The 19,698-nt window shown below is 50.6% G+C and carries 16 protein-coding genes; 6 read left to right on the top strand and 10 right to left on the bottom strand.

Annotation, left to right across the window (positions count from 1 at the left end):
- The first annotated feature begins 207 nt into the window (after positions 1-207).
- From MXE39_RS06050 to MXE39_RS06070, 5 genes are all read left to right on the top strand, one after another.
- On the top strand, positions 208-387 hold the full coding sequence (locus MXE39_RS06050) for a hypothetical protein (protein ID WP_247073860.1): 180 nt from the start codon (positions 208-210) through the stop codon (positions 385-387).
- Between the two features lie 161 nt (positions 388-548).
- Entirely contained in the window at positions 549-1,313 is a 765-nt protein-coding gene (locus MXE39_RS06055) for a basic amino acid ABC transporter substrate-binding protein (protein WP_246977198.1), read from the top strand.
- A 996-nt stretch (positions 1,314-2,309) separates the two neighbouring features.
- On the top strand, positions 2,310-2,966 hold the full coding sequence (locus MXE39_RS06060) for an amino acid ABC transporter permease (protein WP_246977199.1): 657 nt from the start codon (positions 2,310-2,312) through the stop codon (positions 2,964-2,966).
- A gap of 402 nt (positions 2,967-3,368) precedes the next feature.
- Positions 3,369-4,088: an amino acid ABC transporter ATP-binding protein gene (locus MXE39_RS06065; protein ID WP_246977233.1), complete on the top strand. Its 720-nt coding sequence runs from the start codon at positions 3,369-3,371 to the stop codon at positions 4,086-4,088.
- A gap of 1,233 nt (positions 4,089-5,321) precedes the next feature.
- Positions 5,322-6,701 (top strand): hypothetical protein, encoded by a 1,380-nt coding sequence (locus MXE39_RS06070; RefSeq protein ID WP_246977200.1) that lies wholly within the window; start codon positions 5,322-5,324, stop codon positions 6,699-6,701.
- Between the two features lie 395 nt (positions 6,702-7,096).
- Here MXE39_RS06070 and MXE39_RS06075 read toward each other — a convergent pair whose 3' ends face one another.
- From MXE39_RS06075 to mltB, 5 genes are all read right to left on the bottom strand, one after another.
- Entirely contained in the window at positions 7,097-8,062 is a 966-nt protein-coding gene (locus tag MXE39_RS06075; protein WP_246977201.1) for an ElyC/SanA/YdcF family protein, read from the bottom strand.
- Positions 8,063-9,019: 957 nt separating this feature from the next.
- Positions 9,020-9,301 carry a DUF493 domain-containing protein gene (locus MXE39_RS06080; RefSeq protein WP_246977202.1) on the bottom strand — a complete coding sequence of 94 codons (282 nt, stop codon included), beginning with the start codon at positions 9,299-9,301 and terminating at the stop codon, positions 9,020-9,022.
- Positions 9,302-9,472: 171 nt separating this feature from the next.
- Complete coding sequence (locus MXE39_RS06085; RefSeq protein ID WP_246977203.1) at positions 9,473-10,792, bottom strand: D-alanyl-D-alanine carboxypeptidase family protein; 1,320 nt, start codon at positions 10,790-10,792, stop codon at positions 9,473-9,475.
- A gap of 602 nt (positions 10,793-11,394) precedes the next feature.
- The gene (locus MXE39_RS12950) at positions 11,395-12,639 is read right to left on the bottom strand and encodes a septal ring lytic transglycosylase RlpA family protein (protein WP_281503373.1); all 1,245 of its coding nucleotides are present in this window, start codon (positions 12,637-12,639) and stop codon (positions 11,395-11,397) included.
- A gap of 704 nt (positions 12,640-13,343) precedes the next feature.
- Positions 13,344-14,408 (bottom strand): lytic murein transglycosylase B, encoded by a 1,065-nt coding sequence (gene mltB / locus MXE39_RS06095; protein WP_246977204.1) that lies wholly within the window; start codon positions 14,406-14,408, stop codon positions 13,344-13,346.
- A gap of 165 nt (positions 14,409-14,573) precedes the next feature.
- Here mltB and MXE39_RS06100 point away from each other — a divergent pair, with 165 nt between their 5' ends.
- Positions 14,574-14,723 (top strand): hypothetical protein, encoded by a 150-nt coding sequence (locus MXE39_RS06100; protein WP_247073862.1) that lies wholly within the window; start codon positions 14,574-14,576, stop codon positions 14,721-14,723.
- Between the two features lie 523 nt (positions 14,724-15,246).
- On the opposite strand, the gene MXE39_RS06105 is transcribed toward MXE39_RS06100, so the two are convergent.
- From MXE39_RS06105 to MXE39_RS06125, 5 genes are all read right to left on the bottom strand, one after another.
- Positions 15,247-15,849: a GNAT family N-acetyltransferase gene (locus tag MXE39_RS06105; RefSeq protein ID WP_246977205.1), complete on the bottom strand. Its 603-nt coding sequence runs from the start codon at positions 15,847-15,849 to the stop codon at positions 15,247-15,249.
- A 244-nt stretch (positions 15,850-16,093) separates the two neighbouring features.
- Positions 16,094-17,005: a flagellin gene (locus tag MXE39_RS06110; protein ID WP_246977206.1), complete on the bottom strand. Its 912-nt coding sequence runs from the start codon at positions 17,003-17,005 to the stop codon at positions 16,094-16,096.
- Positions 17,006-17,132: 127 nt separating this feature from the next.
- Positions 17,133-18,035, bottom strand: coding sequence for a flagellin (locus MXE39_RS06115; RefSeq protein WP_246977207.1), 903 nt, complete (start codon positions 18,033-18,035; stop codon positions 17,133-17,135).
- A 126-nt stretch (positions 18,036-18,161) separates the two neighbouring features.
- Positions 18,162-19,061, bottom strand: coding sequence for a flagellin (locus tag MXE39_RS06120; RefSeq protein ID WP_246977208.1), 900 nt, complete (start codon positions 19,059-19,061; stop codon positions 18,162-18,164).
- A 137-nt stretch (positions 19,062-19,198) separates the two neighbouring features.
- Positions 19,199-19,561, bottom strand: coding sequence for a flagellin (locus MXE39_RS06125; protein ID WP_348647471.1), 363 nt, complete (start codon positions 19,559-19,561; stop codon positions 19,199-19,201).
- Between the last annotated feature and the right edge of the window lie 137 nt (positions 19,562-19,698).

The following is a 19,698-nucleotide window of genomic DNA, read 5'->3' on the forward strand; positions in this document are numbered from 1 at the left end:
AGGGAGCCATGCTGCAGCCTTACTATAGGAGCTGATGGGGCGGCTGCCGTTGCAATTACTGGCCAGAGGTGTGGAGGTGTCCATGGTCATGGGCATGGCTATTATGGAGAGAATTTGCTGTGCTATGGTGCACGGAACGCACCAACATCTTTCAATGTCAGTACTATCCGCTGAATTATGGTGCACTGCGTGGCTGCGCCAGGTGACATGGCTATGATGTCTGTGGCTGAAAAAGGCTTATTCATGACATTTGTAATGTCATTTGTCAGTCAGAACTTTCTTAATCAGGGCACTGCTGCAGCGTGTTTGCAAGTTGTCAATGCAGTGCTCACTGGCACTGATATTCATACAGAACTCTCCGGACATGTTGCGGAGCATTTAATTTAACGATCAGTTTGCAATTGAGCTTGACTGTCCGGCTTTGCCTTGCGGCTATGGGCTGTGCCCTGGTATGCCAGGCATTGCATGGCCAGGTTTTGCAGGTGCCCGGTTTTGCGGGGCCTGGCAGGGGCTATTCTGATCATACAGTCACTCAGCAGGAGTAAATTATGGCTTTATCAAAGTTAAAGGCAGTGCTGTGCAGTGCAGCTCTGGTGTTCTCATCTGTGGGCGCAGGTTCAGCTCAGGCAGCTGACGTTCTGCGAGTAGGTACTGAGTCCGCCTATGCTCCTTTTGAGTTCACTGATGCACAGGGCAAGCTCGTAGGCTTTGATATTGACCTTACCGAGGCCGTAGCAAAGCACATGGGTACCAGCGTTGAGTGGGTGCAGATGCCTTTTGACGGTCTGATTCCTGCCCTGATAACCTCTCAGGTCGACATGGCTGTAGCTTCCTTTACCGTTACTGAAGAGCGCAAGAAGCGTGTTAACTTCTCCGAGCCTTACTATCGTTCCGGTCTTTCTCTGGTAATCAGAAAGGAAGATCAGGGCAAGTACAAGACTGTTGACTCACTCAAGGGTCAGAAGCTCTGTGCTCAGATGGGCTCAGTATCTGCCAAGAAGGCTCAGGCCTTTTCCCCTGACAAGGTAACTAATTTCAACGATATTTCTCCAGCTTACATGGAGCTCAAGGCAGGTGGCTGTGAGGCTGTGGTTAACGATCGCGCTGCAAACCAGTACTTTATGGCCTCCCGTCAGTCTGAAGGCTTTGTTGAGATCGACGAAGTGATTGATGCCGAGGATATGGCCATGGTAGTGCCAAAGAGCAATGACAAACTCCTGACCGATGTTAACAAGGCCCTCAAGGAGCTCAAGGACAACGGCACCTACCAGAAGATTCATGACAAGTGGTTCAAGGCCGAGGCAGCAAAGTAAGAGCACTTCCCTGCAGCCTGGAGCCCGTAGTCTGCAGCCATGCAGCAAGGATTAACACCCACTCAGGGGCTTTGCATTTTCTTGACTGAGACAGCAGTGCAGACTCTATGTGACCATAACTTCAGGTGCTGCCCGTCAGGTGCTGCCAGTCAGTTACTGTCCAGCCCTGCCGACTTATGATGTGCAGTACCCGTATGGGCTTGTCTCTGACAATTTAGAACCCAAGGACAAAGGCCAGTCAGAAACACGTTTCTGATCCTGGCCTTTGTCCTTTTGTATGCAGCTGCGGCAGGCAGGTTTACGATTTCGGTGGCAATCAGCTGCTGCAGGGATGTATGACGGCCTGGTGGCAATCAGCTTCTTCAGTAATGAGCTCTTATGCCGTTATGGGCTGAGTCTGCCTTGAGGGGGCCTGAGCTTATATGTCAGGAAAGGGTACAGGGCGATCAGCTGAAAATCTTTCCTGCAGAGGGCAGCCGTGTGGGCTTTTTGCCGGGGATGAGGTTGCGAAAATATACTTACGACCGGCATTTTGTTGTACAATGTCGTGTTTCAGCTCGCAGCGTCCCTGGGACGCATATATATGCCGTGCATTAAAGGTCTGACGGCCTCTGTGTGGCGGGTCTGAATGAACTGCCGCAGTGGTGTTTTTCAATCGGTGGCAGGAGTAAGGGCAGGATGCCCGACCAATGATTATGCAGAGAGAGGCAGGTAGTGCCTCAAAGCCATGTTCTGGCCTGTTTATGGCTTTACCACAGCTTGCTCCTGCACCAGTACATTGGCAGGTGAGATGAGGGACCGACAGATATTTCAGACAGCAGTGAGCTGTCGTCTGTCAGGCAGTTCCGGTCTCACGCTTTGCAGAGGATATGACACTGACGTGCATATCGCAGGCGGGGCAGCATTTGCAGCTGCCTTATTTTGTAACTCGTGCCCGGGCCTTTCCTGAGAAGGAATGGCGGGGGTACATGGTCAACAGTTTTAAGAGCTTAAAACATGTCGATACCATTTGACTTTTCATTAATCGTAGACAGCCTGCCGCTTCTTGGCATTGGTGCGCTGGTCACCATTCAAATTACCGCCATGTCGGTATTTATTGGTACCTGTATCGGCTTATTTGTCGGTATTGCCGAGCTGGCCCGCTACGCATGGCTGCGTATTCCTGCCAAGATTTATGTGGACTTTATCCGTGGCACCCCGCTGCTGGTTCAGATCTTCATTATCTACTTTACTCTGCCGGTTATTCTGGGCACCCGTATCGATCCTTTCGTTGCTGCCGTAGCTGCCTGTTCCATTAACTCCGGCGCTTACGTAGCAGAAATTTTCCGTGCCGGTATTCAGTCTATCGACAAGGGTCAGATGGAAGCCGGTCGCTCTCTGGGCATGTCCTGGACTCAGACCATGCGTTATATCGTTATCCCACAGGCATTCCGCCGCACCATTCCTCAGCTGGGTAACGAATTTATCGCCATGTTAAAGGACTCCTCACTGGTATCCGTAATCGGCTTTGAAGAGCTTACCCGTAAAGGCCAGCTTATCATCGCCTCCACCTACGGTTCTCTTGAGATCTGGTCAGCAGTAGCCATCATCTACTTAATCATGACCTTAACCATTACCCGCTTCGTAGCCTACCTGGAAAAGCGCTTCAAGTAGCATCCAGGCAGATCTCTGCAAGGCAGCATAAGCGGCTGCGCCGCACAGCTGCCAGGCTGCAATGCAGCCATGCCGCTGCAGCGCCCTTGATGGGGCACATGCAGCGCAGGCGCAGCCCACACCACAAAAGCAGAGATCGGGTTTGCAGCAGCGCAGCCACCAGGGCCGCACTCTTACTTTGTGCCAGCATGCGCAGCATGTGCCAGCAGCTTCGTAAGTCCATATCTCTCTTACATAGTATGCCTGCCATACAAAGGGCCAGTGCCCGTCCGGCAGGGCTTGAGGGGCATGGGCAGGGGCTAAGGGCCTGATATAACAGCTGAGTGCATGGGGGTAATTAACTTACAGGACCTGGCGGTTGCTGATACTGACTTAGATTATTAAGGTTTTACGATGAGCTCCATGATTAAAATCCGCAATTTGCACAAGACCTACGGCAAGAATGAGATCTTAAAAGGCATTGATCTTGACGTCGCCAAGAGCGAAGTAGTGGTTGTTATCGGCCCTTCAGGTTCCGGTAAGAGTACTCTGCTGCGCTGTGTTAACTATCTTGAGGTTCCAACTGACGGCGTCATTTCCATTGATGGTCATGACATCGACCGCAAGACCAATATCAATACCATTCGCGCTGAAGTAGGCATGGTATTCCAGCACTTCAATCTCTTCCCTCACAAAAGTGTGATCGACAATATCACCATGGCTCCTATCAAGGTACGTGGCAAGTCACAGCAGGAAGCTGAGCAGATTGGTCTTGATCTGCTGGATAAGGTAGGCCTCAAGGACAAGGCTCACTCCTTCCCTTCCCAGCTGTCCGGTGGTCAGCAGCAGCGTGTTGCCATTGCCCGTGCTCTGGCCATGCATCCAAAGATCATGTTATTTGATGAGCCAACTTCAGCTCTTGACCCTGAGATGGTTAAGGAAGTACTGGAGGTAATGAAGACCCTGGCCAAGTCCGGTATGACCATGATGGTAGTAACTCACGAAATGGGCTTTGCCCGTGAGGTAGCTGACCGTGTGATCTTTGTTGACGGCGGCAAGATCCTTGAGATGGGCCCGCCTGATGAGGTGTTCAGTCATCCAAAGGAGCGTCGTACTCAAGAATTCTTAAACAAGATTCTCTAGTACGCAAAGGCTCCGCCACTGCCATGCCTCGTGCATGCCTCCACAGGGAGGAGCTCTCACCAGGGCTCTGGCAGCGCCGGCACTGCTTACTTTGAAACAGGCTCTGTGCTGTCATGCACAGGGCCTGTTGCATCTTTGCGACAGCAAAACGGCTGCTGACATAAGTAAGGCCCGCCTGCAATGCCAGAAAGACTTTGCGGCCTGCAAGAGCGGTCATGCAGTCTGGCGCAGCCCAGTCTGTGGCACCGATACGATATCGGCCATGAGTGCACCGTATGTCGCTTAATGTGCCGCAGAGCAATATCAGCCAGGATCTCAACGCGCAACAGCGCACGACAGTACGCTGCAGCGCATTGCCTGGCTATGTTGCAGCGGGGAAGAATTTGGGGGCGCTAAGGAGCCTTATTCGTGAGCTTATGTGCTGATTGCAGAGAGCGGGCTGAAATTGAGTGGAACCTGCGGGGCGGGCGTGCTCCAGCGCGGTTTCTGGAGATATTATTGGCCTAAATGCCATCACTGCCTTATGCTATAATTTCAGATTGTGCACCGGTATGGGGCAGCTGTTTTCTGCTTTGTTTGTCAGTAACAGTGACCATATGGCTGCAATTTACTGAATACGGGGCTGTACCCCATGCTTTTTGAAAAGACCGGACGATATTTTTACAACAGGCCATCAGGAGAGACGGTCTGATTCCCGGCAGTCTGATTGAGGCTTGAGGTGAGGTCATCAGATAAAATTGCCAGCGCTGCTTGTGCGTACCCCACCATCTGATGTGATCAGATGAAATGGGGGTTCAGATGTGGTACCTGGGCCTGCAGCAGATGCTGATCCGGCAAGGGGGATACTGCCCCGGCTGGAACACCATGCTAAGGGCAACTGGCAGGCTGGCTTCTTTGAGGAATCAGGCATACATCACTACAGACTGCCCAGGTTGCGGCATGTGAACGGAGTTTTCCCTTGTGGTTTGCTGCTGGGTACAGCCAGGTTGATGCTGCAGGTATAAACGACCATTCACAGTCATGTCCGGCGTGCTGTGATGGCATGGCAGGACCGAGCCTTGCAGCGCCGTGCCGTGCTGTGATGGCATAGCAGGATCGTGCCTTGCAGCGCCGTGCCGTGCTGTGGTCTGAGGGCTTGTCAGAGCTGCGCCGTGGCACAGGTCTGGATGATTTGTGAGATTTTAGTCTGGTACATGGTAGTTCGGGGCTTAAGTTCCCCTTATTGAGGTTGTTATGGGCGATTGCAAAAAGACTTTAAATCAGGATAAGACTGATGACGTCGTAATTGACAATGCAGGCTATGACCCTCATCAATGGCGGCAGCTGCTGGGACCAAAACACTGGGGTTCCTGGGCAGTGCTGGGACTGCTTTTTTTACTGGCTATGATTCCCAACCGTATCCGTGATGGTATTGCCTGGCTTCTTTCATGGCCTGCCAGCATGATTAGCATGCGCTTCAGGGACGTCACCATGGCCAGCCTCAATACTGCTTTCTATGGCCGTCCTCAAGCTGAAATCAGGCAGCTGTACCGTCGCATGCTCATGCATGCCATTATTTCCGGCTTCAGTTATGGAGAGGGTATGTTTCTGTCACGTGCGCTGCTGCAGCGCCGCTGGGTGGTCACTAACCCTGACGTGCTTTGTGAAGCCGTAGAAAACACCCGTCCTATTATTTTCTGCGTCCCTCATACCTTTGCCATTGACCGTAGTGGCCTGTACCTTTCGTGCAATGGCCTGCCTATGTTTGCTGTGGTCAATGAGCAAAAAAATCCTGTATTTAACTGGTTTTTAAACCGCCAGCGTATCCGTTTTGGCGGCACTATTCACACCCGCAGTGCCGGTTTCCGCTCTATTGTCAGAGCCTTGAAAAATGGCCGTAACTGCTATTTTCTTTGTGATGAGGATCTGGGACCTGAACATACCACTACCTTCGTAAACTTCTTCGGTACTCCAAAGTCCATGGTGGGCTCTCTGCCTAAACTTGCCCGCATGACCAAATCTCAGGTACTGGTGCTCAATACCTTCTACGATATTAAAACAGCCAGTTATGTGCTGGAGTTTAACCGTGTGGACCTTGAGCAGGGTGAAAGTAACGAAGATTACTTACAGCGTGTCAGTGCTGCTTTGGAGGCTGGTATCAGCCGTCACCCTGAGCAGTATATGTGGTTTTTACGTGTCTTTAAGACCGTACCGGATCCACGCTACTTCTCTGACAGCTATATCAACTGCAATAAGGTTAAATTCGACTACGAGCCCGATTACGAACACCGCCGTGTGCCATACACCACTCAGGTAGCGGTACACACAGGCTGGCAGCCGGTAGTAGTCGACTACGAGCCAATTATGAAAGCCCGCCTCGAGGCCGAGGCCAAGGCAAAGGCCGAAGGCCAGGGTGCCCAGTCTGATGACAAAGGCAAGCCAGATGCCCATGCTGAAAGCAATGGCAAGGCAGGCGACCCAGCTGAGAGCAACGGCAAGGCAGATACCCATGCTGATGCCGGTGCCGCAGCTCAGGCTGCCCCATCAGCCGCTCATATCCCGGAAGCTTCCCTTGCTTCGGCACCAGACAGTGGCTCTGCAGAGGGCGCCTATGCCGGGCAGGCTGAAAAATAGTGTAACCGTAGCATAGGCACTGTCATGCATGACCGCAGGCCTATGGGCCGGGCCGTCATGCTGCAGGTGGCGGCTGTGAGAGCCCGGTGGGCATTTTGCAGGCCGGTACAGACAATAAAGGCAGATCTCCTTGCGGGGATCTGCCTTTACTGTTTATTGCAGGACCAGAAGTGCTGGTCGGGACTGTTGCTCTTCATATTGACAGCCTGGCCATGCCTTAATTGCTGCAGGCTTTGTCCGTGCCTGCAGTAGGGATGGAAAGGCATGTGGGGACAGGAAGTGCAGGAGTGCCGGTATGGCTGGCATGGCTGGGCAGCACGGTGCTGCAGCATTATGTCATGACAGATCCCGGTCAGCACCTGCCTGCACTTGCAGGCAGGTGCCGGGGCCTGATATCAGTTCTGTGCCTCTACGGACGGTGCAGCCGGCTCGGTCTGGTCAGGGCTGTCCTGACTCTCCAGATCGCGCTTGAGAGTCTGCTCAAGGCGCTGACGGGCAAGACGCTTTTGCTTGAGGAATGATGAGGCGTCGGTCTGCTCCTTGGAATTTACAGCCTGAGCACTGATGATATTGTGCAGGGCTGATGCTGACATGCCAGGCTGCTTAGGCCTGGAGGTGGCACGCTTTGGCTTGTTGCTTGGCTGCTTTGGCATAGGGCTGGAGCCAATCTGCACCGGAGCGCCAAGATAAGTAGGCTGGGTATCAAAGAAGTAGATATCAAGTACGCATTTGACGCGGGCAAAGAACTCTCTTACATAGACTATGTAGTGTGACAGTTTGGAGGCCGGATCAGAGGCATTAAAGCCAATGGCACTCATGCCTTCGTTATTGGCAATAAAGAGGGCACGCTCATTCTGAAACTCCTGGGAAATAACAGTAACGTTCTTGAGCATGAATACGCGGTGCGCACGGGCAACAGAGTCGATAGTGGAGAAACCTGCATAGTCGGCAATGATATTTTCCTTAGGCACACCGGCTCTGATAAGAGCCAGAGTCATCTGACGTGGCTCATTGTATGAGGCATGCATATTGTCGCCTGATACCAGCACATACTTAATCTTGCCCTTTTTGTAGAGCAGTGCGGCTGCGCGTATACGGTTGACAAAGAAAGGATTGGTATTGCCATCAGACATGAGTGAAGACGTGCCCAGAAGCAGTCCTACCTCATTGTAAGGGATGTTATTGAGGGAATCGTAGGTGTTGAAGGCAAAGCTGGAGATGCGGAACATGGCCAGTACCATAAAAATGATAAAGGCAAGCAGGGTGGTTACCACCAGATAACAGAGGGCGCTGAAGAAGTTTCCGAACTCGTGTTCAAATCCGTTGGAGGACTCGTGAGTTTTTCTTTTTAAGCCTAGCATGGTTCCAGGATCTCAAAACAAATACGGTAAGCACAGTTCCTACCGCTTCCAAAGAATTTTACGGCCGCTGCACCGGCCGGCAGGAGCAAACCTGCTTTACAAAACGGCAGACCCGCTGTACGCAACGCTGTACGCAACAGTGGGCCATAAACTACTCCCGGCGGTTGCAGGAGCAGGAAATCACAAATAGTCAGTCAGGCTGTCAGCCAGCCATCCTGTGCCATGCACTGTCCGTCTCCGTCTGTCAGCCAGCCATCTTGTGCCATGCACTGTCCGTCTCCGTCTGTCACTGTACGGCTTCACATTGCACTGTCCCTTTACGCTTCTGAACTGAGCAGGGCAACCATCAGGCAAACCTCAAGCAGCTTTCAATCAGCATTGCGAGCTGAGAGCAGCGTAATTGGTAACCAGGTGCTCTGGATGCTCACTTGGCAAGCATTGGCTTTACAGTCAGGCGGACCTGGACTTTCACATGGTCCTAAGGCACTTGCCATGGGGGCTGGAAGTGCACTTAGCATCACCTCAAATGTGGCCATGCCTTTGCCTCAGGCTTTGACTTTATCCTGATTGTGAATACTTCCTGAGAGCATGTAGCTCAGGCAGCCCTGAATAGTCAGTCTTATCATGATCCCTGCAGAACATGGCTATTACCTGTGACAGTACCGGCCAGTTTCTGACTTGAGGTGCCCTTATTAAGAGGCTGGCGCGAGGAGCCCGTATTCAGGAGCTTGCGCGGGGGCCCGTATTCAGGGGCTTGCGCGGGTGCCCGTATTCAGGGTGCTTGCGCGGGTGCCCTTATGCGGTTGCTTGCGCGAGGGCTCATCTTCAGGGGATTGCCAGTTGGTTTCAGGACTGATCCATATTCGGGATCACAGGGGCAGTGTCAGCCACAATGGTGCCAGGTTCATGGTACAAGCTGCCAGACCTTTGCATGTTAGGTGGGCTGTATGCCGTGACTCAGAGCAGGTGCTTGACGAAGTCGCTCTTTGGGAGCTTTTCGTAGAGCAGCTCCATCTTCTCTGCAGAGTCAAAGCGTACTCTGAGAGTGTAGGAGACATATTTGCCATTGGCACTCAGACGGGAGTCAATTACGCCGTCTACAGAAGTGCTCTCAGGCAGGATTGAATTTACCTGATCGACAAGGCGCTGTGGCTGGCTGTCTTCATTGAGCACGATAATGCGCATGTGCTGGTCGCAGGGAAAATCCAGAGCCTCATTAAACTTGTATTTTAAAGACATATTAAATTGTCCGTGATCAAAAAAAGCCTCTTAATTCTATCAGGAGCTAAGAGGCAAGGCGCTGTCATGATAAGTCAGCAGGGCATTTACAGGCTGTTTTCACCAAAAGCGGGCAAAGTATGACGCTGCAGCAGCACCATCATTTGCCCTCCTGTCTGCCTTTGATTGCTGTTAGCCGCTGATGGCCATAATGATGCGGTCCCACATGCGGGACATGAAGCTGCCTTCTTCAATGGAGTTGGTGGCGGTAAGCGGGTACTTGGCCAGCACCTTGTCCTTGAGCTTGAACTCGATTACACCCAGCTGATCGCCTTCCTTGATAGGGGCGACAAAGGTGGCCTGATTAAGGGCGTAGGAGATCTTGATGCCTGGCTGGGAGCCGCGCGGAATCATGATATTTACAGGAGTGGTCACAGCAAGGTTGACCTTGTCCTGCTTGCCCATGCGAACCTCGCGGGTAAGCAGGGTCTTGCCTGCAGGGAATGGTTCATAGGTCTCGTAGTAGCGGAAACCGTAGGTAAGCATCTGCTTTGAGATGGCGGATCGATCAGACTCGCTCTTGGCACCGATAATGGTACTGATAAGGCGCATATTGCCCTCAACAGATGAAGATACGAGGTTATAGCCTACAGCTGAGAGGTGACCGGTCTTGATGCCGTCTACATTCATGGTCTTGTCCCAGAGCAGACGGTTGCGGTTAACCTGCTTGATACCATTGAAGGTAAACTCCTTCTGGCTGTAGAGCTTGTACTCTTCAGGAAGGTCACGGATCAGAGCACGGCCCAGGATGGCCATGTCATAGGCTGTAGAGTAGTTCTGCTCATCAAACAGACCGTGAACATTGGCAAAATGGGTGCCCTTAAGACCAAGCTTAGCTGCATAGGTGTTCATCACGGAAACGAAGCCGTCCTCGGAGCCGGCCAGCACAATGGCCATGGCTACGCAGGCGTCATTACCAGACTGAATAACAATACCCTTGTTAAGGTCGCTGACCTTTACTTTCTTGCCTACCTCAATAAACATCTTGGAGGAGTCGGCATACTTGTCCAGCGCAGCCCATGCACTCTCAGGAATGGTTACATAGCTTTCAGGATCAAGACGGCCGGCTTTGATTTCCATACCGATGACATAGGAGGTCATCATCTTGGTAAGGGAGGCAGGCCAGATGCGCTTGTGCATGTCGCGCTCAAAGAGAACCTGACCGGTGGCATAGTCCATCAGTACCCAGGACTCGGCATTGAATACAGGAGGCTCTGGAATGATGATAGGGGCACTGGCTGCGCTGTTGGCAGGATCGACAGTGGCTGGACCCTGAGCAGCCGGATTTACGGACTGCTGGGCACGCACAGCTGCAAATGGATCGGGAATGGCTTCAGCAGAGGCCGGGGCTGTGCTAACCAGTGTGCAACCCACAGCGGCTGCCAGACACCAGCGCTTTAAGCTTTTGTCAGACTGAAACTTACGTGAGCTCAGACCATTTTTCTGATCCATTCTAATCTCCACAATAAATACTCCGATTAGGCCGCAATAGCCCATCAGCAAAGCAATAAACAGTGCTGGCCAGATCTGACTCCTGGCAGATCTGATACCAGGGGCAGGGCCACTGCTGCACGGCATTGGCTCGAGCACCCGTTCCGCCCTCTGCACAGGGCAGAAGTAATTGTTCTGAAAAACTGCCTGTAAAGCCGTAAATCCCGTCCTTACAGGTGCGCACAGGCGCGACCGCCGGGCCGCGCCTGAAAAAACATATAATGCAGTGCCGAACACCTGGCATCTGCTACAGCGCATGGAAGTCACTGTGCCCCACATGTTTAAACATTGTGAGGAACTCTTTGTGTCAAACACGAAAATAAGACGGCCAACTGCAGGAAAAAGTTCCTGCAACCATCTCAGTCAGGCATTAGTGATCAGCGCCGTGCTGACCTGATAACAGAACATGCTCTGTCATGGCAGATAAGGCATTCTGAGTCAGAACTTGCCAGCTGATACAGCACCTTCACGTTGTGAGGTCACCTGACTGCTGATACAGAACCTTCATGTTGTGCCGTCACCTGCCTGCTGTGACAGCAGCAGCGCGCTGTGTGAATGACTTTTTAAAGGCGCTTGATAAAGGCGTCGCTGTGACCGAGCTGTCTCATGTACTCAAGTGTAGTGTTGAGATCGCCTTCATTTAATGGTCCGACACGAACGCGGAACAATCCGTCTTCAGGCATTACTACCACCTGGTGAGGAGTCTGCTGCTGGAGCTTCCAGCGCTGCTTGGCGGCACCTTCCTGGGTATTGGAGCTGAATACCTGAACATAGCTGGCATTAAATGATGGAGCAGCTACAGGATTGGCATAATCAATAGTGTATTTGGTTTCAGGCTGCTTTGGAGGAGCACCATAGTTGATGGTATCAATCTGCTCATCAACAATGTTTTTCTGGCCATCCGGGCCTGAGGTAGTGGTAGTAATGGTGCGGGTAACGCTGGAACCGGCAGTATCACCGGCTCTGGTGTCCTTGAAGTTGTCAGCCTTGCTCAGGATCTGTCCTGCTATGGACACACCGGCGCCAATGGCAGCGCTGGTAGTGGCTGAACTGGCCTGACCGTTCTTGCTTACCTCATGAATGAATTGACCAATACTGCTAAGGTTGCTCTGGTTTTTGGAGCTGACTTTATCTTTTACCACAGCTCCAATTACACCGGCCAGGACCTGGCCGCCTGCGCTCTGGGTACGGTCGGACACGTTGCCGCCACGGATATCAACGAGCTCAAGCTTGACCTTGGCCGTGCCCTTGCGGGTCATATCAATAGCTTTGGCTGCACCCTCTGACAGGTCGATGATACGGCTGCCATGGAAAGGACCACGGTCGTTGACGCGAACAATAACAGTTCTGCCATTTTCAAGGTTGGTAACTTTCACAAAGGATGGCAGAGGCAGATTTTTGTGGGCAGCGGTAAAGCCTTTCTGATTATAGACTTCACCGTTTGATGTCTTGTTGCCATGGAAACCAGGGCCATACCAGGAGGCTGTTCCTACTTCCTGATAAGAATTACATCCGGCCCAGACCATATAGTTCTGGCCAAGTACAGTGTAGTCCTTGTTGCCGCCACGGGAAACAGGCTCATATTTTGGAGTGGCACCGCTAACACCCTTGATGACTACCTTTTCAGTCTGAGGGTAAGGTCGGGTCTTGTTAGGACCGGTACCGTAGGTGTAGCCGTCACCGGCCTTGGAGCCGTGAGTCGTGGTTACCACATCAGAAGTACTTTCACAGCCATTGATCAGGAGGGTAGAGCAGCCCATCACAACTGCCAGTATTGCTCCGGTGAGCTTAATTTTTGAAATTCTCATCAACTTCAGAAAATATAAATTACAAAGCCGCGTCGCATGACGCCGACCGGGATCGCCTGTAGCTGAACCGCCGGACCATACCGGCTGACATTACAGGGCATATGATGCAGCATTTGTACGGCGGCCTCACCACCGCATCAGACTGATCAGGAGCAGATGCGCCATCGGCAGCATCAGCTGTGGGAGGCTGACAGCCTCTGGAAGCTGGCAACCTGTGGAAGCTCACGGCCTTGCTGTAAACTCATACAGCTCAGAGCCATGGCATCAGTCTGAGGCTTACAGGCACCTGCCTTCAGGTAATAACCTCAACAGGCAGCGGCTCTGACATAAGCTGTCAGATCCTGTGACAGCCGCCTCACTGGCTGTCATTGCGTGTAAGCTAACCGGCCTTATTGCCGGCTGCTCTCCCGGGAAAATTATTTCTCACAAAGGTTCTGACTTAAGGCCGTCAGAAAGCCTTGTGCCCCATGCGTTACATAACTGATAAGAGAACTTTCAGCTATGACAGGATCACGGGGCATGGTTTCCGCCTTTAAAGTGGAAAACCTGACCAGGCAAATCAGCTTGCCTCTGACAGATTATGATTCCCAAAAAGATTATGGGAATCATAAAAATTACTGGTCCTGCTGATTACATCTTCCATAAGGAATACGGCCCAGTAAAAGGTCGTGACCACACCAGAGAGTGTGGTACCCCATAAAAGATTACGGGTTGCGGCCACCCTTGCCAACATACTGACCCTGCAGCAGCTTGGCTTCCTGGTAGCCTGCAGCAATGGCCTCAGAGAGCTCAAATACTGCACGTGCGTACAGAGGGCTCTTGTTATAGCGGGTAATGGTGTTGAAATTGTTCAGACCAACCATGTACTCAAAGGAGCCGTTTTCCAGCTCAAAGGAGAACAGGCGGACATTCTGATCGGCGCTTAAGGCAACCTTGGTGGTAATGCCGGCACGGGTAAGATCAGCTGGCTTGAGGTTCCACTCTTTCTTCATCAGCTGGTCAATAGTGGCCTTGGAGACAGGCTTGCCCTTGACGCCCTTGAGGTGAGCTGGGTAAACCACACCGGCGCCATAAATCCAGCCATGACCCTTGAAGTAATTGGCAACAGAGCCAATGGCATCGAGGGTGTTGTTAAACAGATTGACATGCTGGTCGCCGTCAAAATCGATGGCAAAGTTAAGGTAAGAGCTTGGCATGAACTGGCCCATACCCATAGCACCTGCATAGGAGCCCAGAGTATCGGTAAGTACCCAGCCCTCACGGGTGGCCAGCTTAACGTAATTGGCAAACTCCTTTGAGAAGTAGGCCGAACGCTTTGGATAATGGAAGCCCAGGGTGTACAGAGCATCAAGCACCTTCCAGGTACCCATGTTGGCACCATAGAAAGTTTCAACGCCGATAATGGCGCAGATGATTTCAGGAGCTACACCAAGCTCAGTCTGAGCGCGCTGCAGCTCAGCTTCGTGCTTGAGGTAGAAATCAATACCGCCATTGATGCGCTTGTCAGTAATAAAGAGCTTGCGGTACTGATGCCATGGCTTACCCTCGTAAGGGCGGTTCATGGTGTCGATAATCTTCTGCTGGTAAGTGGCCTGAGTTATGGCGCTGTCCAGCAGGGCGCGGTCGATGGAGGCGTAGCGTGCCAGCTCGTTTAAGTCAGGACCGTTGTCGGCAGCCTGTACGGCAGTACAGTTAAATGCCCCAAAGGCCAGGCCCACTCCCAGGCTCAGGCTTAAAGCGGTTTTGGATAAGGAACTGCTAAGTCTCATAAAAAATACTCGATACTGAAAAAGATTCCGACGAAGTGCCATGACTTCCCGGTAAGGACAGGACATCAGGCATAAGTACTGAACTTAACTTCAGTCCATGCACATACTTCCTGCATGCAGTGGCGCTGTATCCATGGCATACGGGACAGCCTGCAAGCCGATCCCTTGAAAATCGATAAATCGACCCGTGCCAGTTACAATGCTCCCGGAACTTTAAACAGCTCCGGCAAAGCTCAAAAAGATAGCACAAATGCCATGACCATTACAGTACAGCAATATCTTTTTTGTCTTTTTTCAGGAAAAATCAGCACCTGATTGTATCACCTCACTATTAGGCAAAAGACAGAAAGCACCACTACTGAACATCTCAAGACCAACTCAACACCCGGCAAGACCACCTCAGGCCGCTGCATACGCACAGCTAAGGCAAAAACTCTGACCAGTACACAGTAAGCTTCAGCCATACCCCGCACGTAAAGCAGAAAACGGGAAAACACAAATCTGCACACTGTGCACCAGAGAGTTTAAGAGCAGGCATGGTCCTGCATAGCAGAAGAAAAGACAGGGGCATGCCACCGACAGACAGCATGCCCCTTTGTAAAACTGTTTCGTAACTGTCACAGGTGCTGTATATCACCTGACAAAGGTGCAGAGCATAACCTGTTAACACTGCAGCATATAAGTTGTTGCTGGCTGCACAGCGCCACCTGTCACAGGTGCACAGCACCACCTGTCACAGGTGCATTGCATCACCAGTTAATGGCTGCACAGCCACGCTGCTGCATCGGTTAAACCATTGAACCGCCAGATCAGTTCATTACAGTAAACATGACGAAACTCAGACGTGATGGTGAGGTGGTCCCTTGCGTTCAGGAGCATGACCGTCTCGATGCTCTCCAATGACCTTTTCCATCCAGATCATGGAATAGAAGTGATTGAATTTGTAGCCACAGCGGTCAAAGGTGCCCACAGTTTTAAAGCCCATATGCTCATGGAACTGAGAGCTGTTGTAGTTGAGGTATTCGTCCTCAATTTCGGCAGGGATGCCAACACAGGCATACAGATTTAACAGTCCCATATCCTTGAGTATGACCTCAAGGGCATCGTAGAGCTTGCGTCCCAGACCAGCATGGCGCAGTTCAGGATCTATGTAAATGGTGAGCTCAGCACTCCAGTTATAAGCCTCACCACGACCAAATCCGTTGGCATAGGCAAATCCGACTACCTTGCCCTCATGCTCAGCTACCAGGAAAGGATATTGGTGTCTGATAGTGGCAACATGCTCACGGTACTCCTCAAGGGAAGGAGCTTTATGCATGAAGGTCACAGCTGTATTGTTTACATACCAGGTAAAAATCTCATGGACACGCTCAACATCGCCTGGTCTGATATCTCTTATGCTGCTTTCATCGGCAATCTTGTCCAGATTAACCTTGCTCATAACGAAGTTCCTCATATAACAAAGATAATATGTTTATGCCTATCCTATTCCAGTATCGGGCATGGGAGCAAGGACCGGCTTACGCATTCAAATGTCTGATATAACAACAGCTGAGCCTGATGCCAGAATCAGCGCAGACCACAAATAAAAAAGCCCAGGGCTTTTGAGAGCTCGGGGCTTTATGAAGGCTGTATTTAGCCTTGCTAAATAAGAGAGACAAAGGTTATAACAAATTAAAAGGGGCTTAGCCTAACAGGGCCAGACCGAGCTGAGGGCGGGTATTAGCCTGCATCAGCATGGAGGTGGCAGCCTGCTGAATAATAGACTGCTGCGACAGGTTTGCAGACTCTTCGGCAAAGTCTGCGTCGCGAATTCTGCTACGGGCATCAGCCTGATTGGCAGAAACGTTGGCCTGGTTGCGAATAGATGATTCTAAACGGTTTTGTAAAGCGCCCAGGTTTGCACGCTCGCCGTCATACTTTGCAATTACACTGTCAATTACAGCAAGTATCTTATCAGGAGCCATTTTGGCATCATTAAAGTCAAATGTAATTGCACCATTGGTACCAATACCAAATGCTTCTTTATTAGCATCAGTAACTATTTTAGATAGTGCAAAGTTCTTCATCTCAAAAGTGATGGTGTCGCCACTGTTTGCACCTACCTGGAAAGATATTTTAGCATCCTTGTTGACGTCAGCGGTTGCTGCTTTACCGTAAAGAGCATTTTCTTGCTGACCGTTTAGGATGCTCTTACCGCCGTAGGTTGTTTTCTTTACTACACGCTGAACTTCCTCAAGCAATGACTGTACTTCTGAGCTTAATGCGGTCTTGTCATCAGCAGTGTTGGTACCGTTGTTTGCCTGAACTGCCAGGGTACGAACTTTCTGAAGCATGCCAGTAATTTCGTCCATGGCGCCTTCAGCTGTCTGGGCAAAGGCAATACCATCATTGGCATTACGGTTACCCTGATTAAGACCGTTAATCTGAGTTGTCAGACGTGAGCTGATCTGCAGGCCAGCGGCATCGTCCTTAGCACTGTTAATTCTCAGACCTGAACTCAGTCTCTGGTAGGTCGTAGTAAGCTGATTCTGGACGTTATTCAGATACCTGCGTCCGTTTAACGAGCTTACGTTCGTATTAACGTAAATAGCCATCTTCCTTTCCTTCTTCTCAAGCAGTGGTCATAAACATGTGAGTATATGGCCTGCAAACAATACCTGTGTATCAGTACTCGCACTGGAGTGAGTACTAAACAATGGCTAAATTATTTTATAAAGTATATTAACCTAACAGTGCAAGACCTAACTGAGGGCGGGTATTAGCCTGCATAAGCATGGAAGCCGCTGCTTGCTGGATAATGGATTGCTGAGTAAGGTTTGCAGATTCTTCGGCGAAGTCTGCGTCGCGAATTCTGCTGCGGGCATCGGCCTGGTTTGCAGAAACGTTAGCCTGATTGCGGATAGATGATTCTAAACGGTTTTGTAAAGCGCCCAGGTTTGCACGCTCGCCGTCGTACTTGCCAATCAGTGCGTCGATCTTAGATAAAAGCTTATCCGGAGCCATCGCTGCATCATTGAAGTCGAAAGCAATAGCGCCATTTGCCCCAATGCCAAAAATAGTTTTGTCATTGGCATCTACCATCTTGGAAAGTGCCAGGTTTTTAAGAGTAAACTGAATAGTATCACCACTGTTAGCACCTACCTGGAAAGTTATTTTTCCATCATCGTGAGCTGCACCATCTGTATAAATACTGTTATCCTGCTTACCGTTAAGAATGGTTTTACCGCCAAAAGTGGTCTTACCGACAACGCGCTGAACCTCTTCAAGAAGTGAGTCTACCTCGGCACTAAGAGCTTTCTTATCTTCAGCAGTGTTGGTACCGTTGTTAGCCTGAACTGCAAGGGTACGTACTTTCTGCAGCATGCCAGTGATTTCGTCCATTGCGCCTTCTGCTGTCTGAGCAAAAGCAATTGCGTCATTGGAATTACGGTTACCCTGATTCAGACCGTTAATCTGAGTTGTCAGACGTGAGCTGATCTGCAGGCCTGCAGCATCGTCCTTGGCACTGTTAATTCTCAGGCCAGAGCTCAGTCTCTGGTAGGTAGTAGCAAGCTGATTCTGTACGTTATTAAGATAGCGACGCCCATTGAGTGAGCTTATATTGGTATTTACGTAAATAGCCATTTTGTTTCCCTTTATTCCCACGGCAGGACCTTCTGCAATTGACAGTTAGTCCTGCTCATTTCTGTTAACTCAGCCATATGTGAGATTATGGCTGATACTTATTGGCTAAATTATTTTGTAAAGGATTTAGCCTAACAGAGCAAGGCCAAGCATAGGTCTGGTATTAGCCTGCATCAGCATGGAGGTTGCAGCCTGCTGGATGATGGACTGCTGGGAAAGGTTTGCGGACTCTTCGGCGAAGTCTGCGTCGCGAATTCTGCTGCGGGCATCAGCCTGGTTAGCTGAAACGTTAGCCTGATTGCGGATAGATGATTCTAAACGGTTTTGGAAAGCGCCAAGGGCGGCGCGCTCACTGTCAAAACTCTGAATTACTGCATCAATGCCGGCAAGAATCTTATCAGGAGCTGTATCTGCACCATTGAGGTCAATCTTTGCAGAGCCATCAGTCTGAATTCCAAAAATTTTGCCGTTATCTGCAACAATCTTTGAAAGTGCAAAGTTCTTCATGGTCATAGCAATGGTATCACCACTGTTTGCACCTACCTGAAAAGTGATACTTGCATCAGCGTGTTTGTTATCAACTTTATAAAGACTGTTATCCTGCTGGCCATTGAGTATAGTTTTGCCGCCATAAGTAGTCTTGGTAACGACACGCTGAACTTCATTAATGAGGGAGTTCATTTCGGCACCTAGAGCTTTCTTGTCGTCGGCAGTGTTGGTACCGTTGTTGGCCTGTACTGCAAGGGTACGCACTTTCTGCAGCATGCCAGTGATTTCGTCCATTGCGCCTTCAGCTGTCTGAGCAAAAGCAATGGCGTCGTTTGAGTTACGGTTGCCCTGATTTAAACCGTTAATCTGAGTAGTCAGACGGGAGCTGATCTGCAGGCCGGCAGCGTCGTCCTTGGCGCTGTTAATTCTCAGACCTGAACTGAGTCGCTGGTAGGTCGTTGTAAGCTGGTTCTGTACGTTATTGAGATAGCGACGGCCGTTGAGCGAGCTTATGTTGGTGTTAACGTAGATAGCCATGTTTGTTTCCTTCTTCTCGCATGAGGGCTGATAAAAGCACTAATCAGCTCTTCTATGTTTCCTTATGTGCTCAGTCATCTAGCATAGCTTATGACTGAACTGATAATGGCTAAAATGTTTTGTAGATTAGATTAGGTTTAACCTAAGAGTGCAAGGCCGAGCATAGGGCGGGTATTAGCCTGCATCAGCATGGAGGTTGCAGCCTGCTGGATAATGGACTGCTGGGAAAGGTTTGCGGACTCTTCTGCGAAGTCTGCGTCGCGAATTCTGCTACGGGCATCTGCCTGGTTGGCAGAAACGTTGGCCTGATTGCGGATAGATGATTCTAAACGGTTTTGGAAAGCACCAAGGGTAGCGCGCTCACCGTCATACAGCGCAATGAGGCCATCAATCTTTTCTAAAACTTTATCTGGAGCGGAGTCAGCCTTAGTAAAGCTGAAATCGATAGTGCCGTTTGCGTTTCCAATGCCAAAAACCTTCAGATCATTAGTGGCAACCACTTTGGACAGACTGTTATCGGAATTATAAAAATGATGATCTCGGCTTGCCAATCTGCGTACTACTTTTATGTCTCAAGCAGTATATGCGGAAGAGTAAAAAGGAAAAGTTCGGAACGTTTCAGCACACGTAAAAAAAG

It is taken from the genome of Anaerobiospirillum sp. NML120511, from assembly GCF_023050955.1.
In the GTDB taxonomy this organism is placed as follows: Bacteria; Pseudomonadota; Gammaproteobacteria; order Enterobacterales; family Succinivibrionaceae; genus Anaerobiospirillum.

Bases quoted from the DNA above. Each gene is read 5' to 3' on its own strand.
- MXE39_RS06050 (WP_247073860.1), top strand. From the start codon at position 208: ATGGCTATGATGTCTGTGGCTGAAAAAGGCTTATTCATGACATTTGTA.
- MXE39_RS06055 (WP_246977198.1), top strand. From the start codon at position 549: ATGGCTTTATCAAAGTTAAAGGCAGTGCTGTGCAGTGCAGCTCTGGTG.
- MXE39_RS06060 (WP_246977199.1), top strand. From the start codon at position 2,310: ATGTCGATACCATTTGACTTTTCATTAATCGTAGACAGCCTGCCGCTT.
- MXE39_RS06065 (WP_246977233.1), top strand. From the start codon at position 3,369: ATGATTAAAATCCGCAATTTGCACAAGACCTACGGCAAGAATGAGATC.
- MXE39_RS06070 (WP_246977200.1), top strand. From the start codon at position 5,322: ATGGGCGATTGCAAAAAGACTTTAAATCAGGATAAGACTGATGACGTC.
- MXE39_RS06075 (WP_246977201.1), bottom strand. From the start codon at position 8,062: ATGCTAGGCTTAAAAAGAAAAACTCACGAGTCCTCCAACGGATTTGAA.
- MXE39_RS06080 (WP_246977202.1), bottom strand. From the start codon at position 9,301: ATGTCTTTAAAATACAAGTTTAATGAGGCTCTGGATTTTCCCTGCGAC.
- MXE39_RS06085 (WP_246977203.1), bottom strand. From the start codon at position 10,792: ATGGATCAGAAAAATGGTCTGAGCTCACGTAAGTTTCAGTCTGACAAA.
- MXE39_RS12950 (WP_281503373.1), bottom strand. From the start codon at position 12,639: ATGAGAATTTCAAAAATTAAGCTCACCGGAGCAATACTGGCAGTTGTG.
- mltB (WP_246977204.1), bottom strand. From the start codon at position 14,408: ATGAGACTTAGCAGTTCCTTATCCAAAACCGCTTTAAGCCTGAGCCTG.
- MXE39_RS06105 (WP_246977205.1), bottom strand. From the start codon at position 15,849: ATGAGCAAGGTTAATCTGGACAAGATTGCCGATGAAAGCAGCATAAGA.
- MXE39_RS06110 (WP_246977206.1), bottom strand. From the start codon at position 17,005: ATGGCTATTTACGTTAATACGAACGTAAGCTCGTTAAACGGACGCAGG.
- MXE39_RS06115 (WP_246977207.1), bottom strand. From the start codon at position 18,035: ATGGCTATTTACGTAAATACCAATATAAGCTCACTCAATGGGCGTCGC.
- MXE39_RS06120 (WP_246977208.1), bottom strand. From the start codon at position 19,061: ATGGCTATCTACGTTAACACCAACATAAGCTCGCTCAACGGCCGTCGC.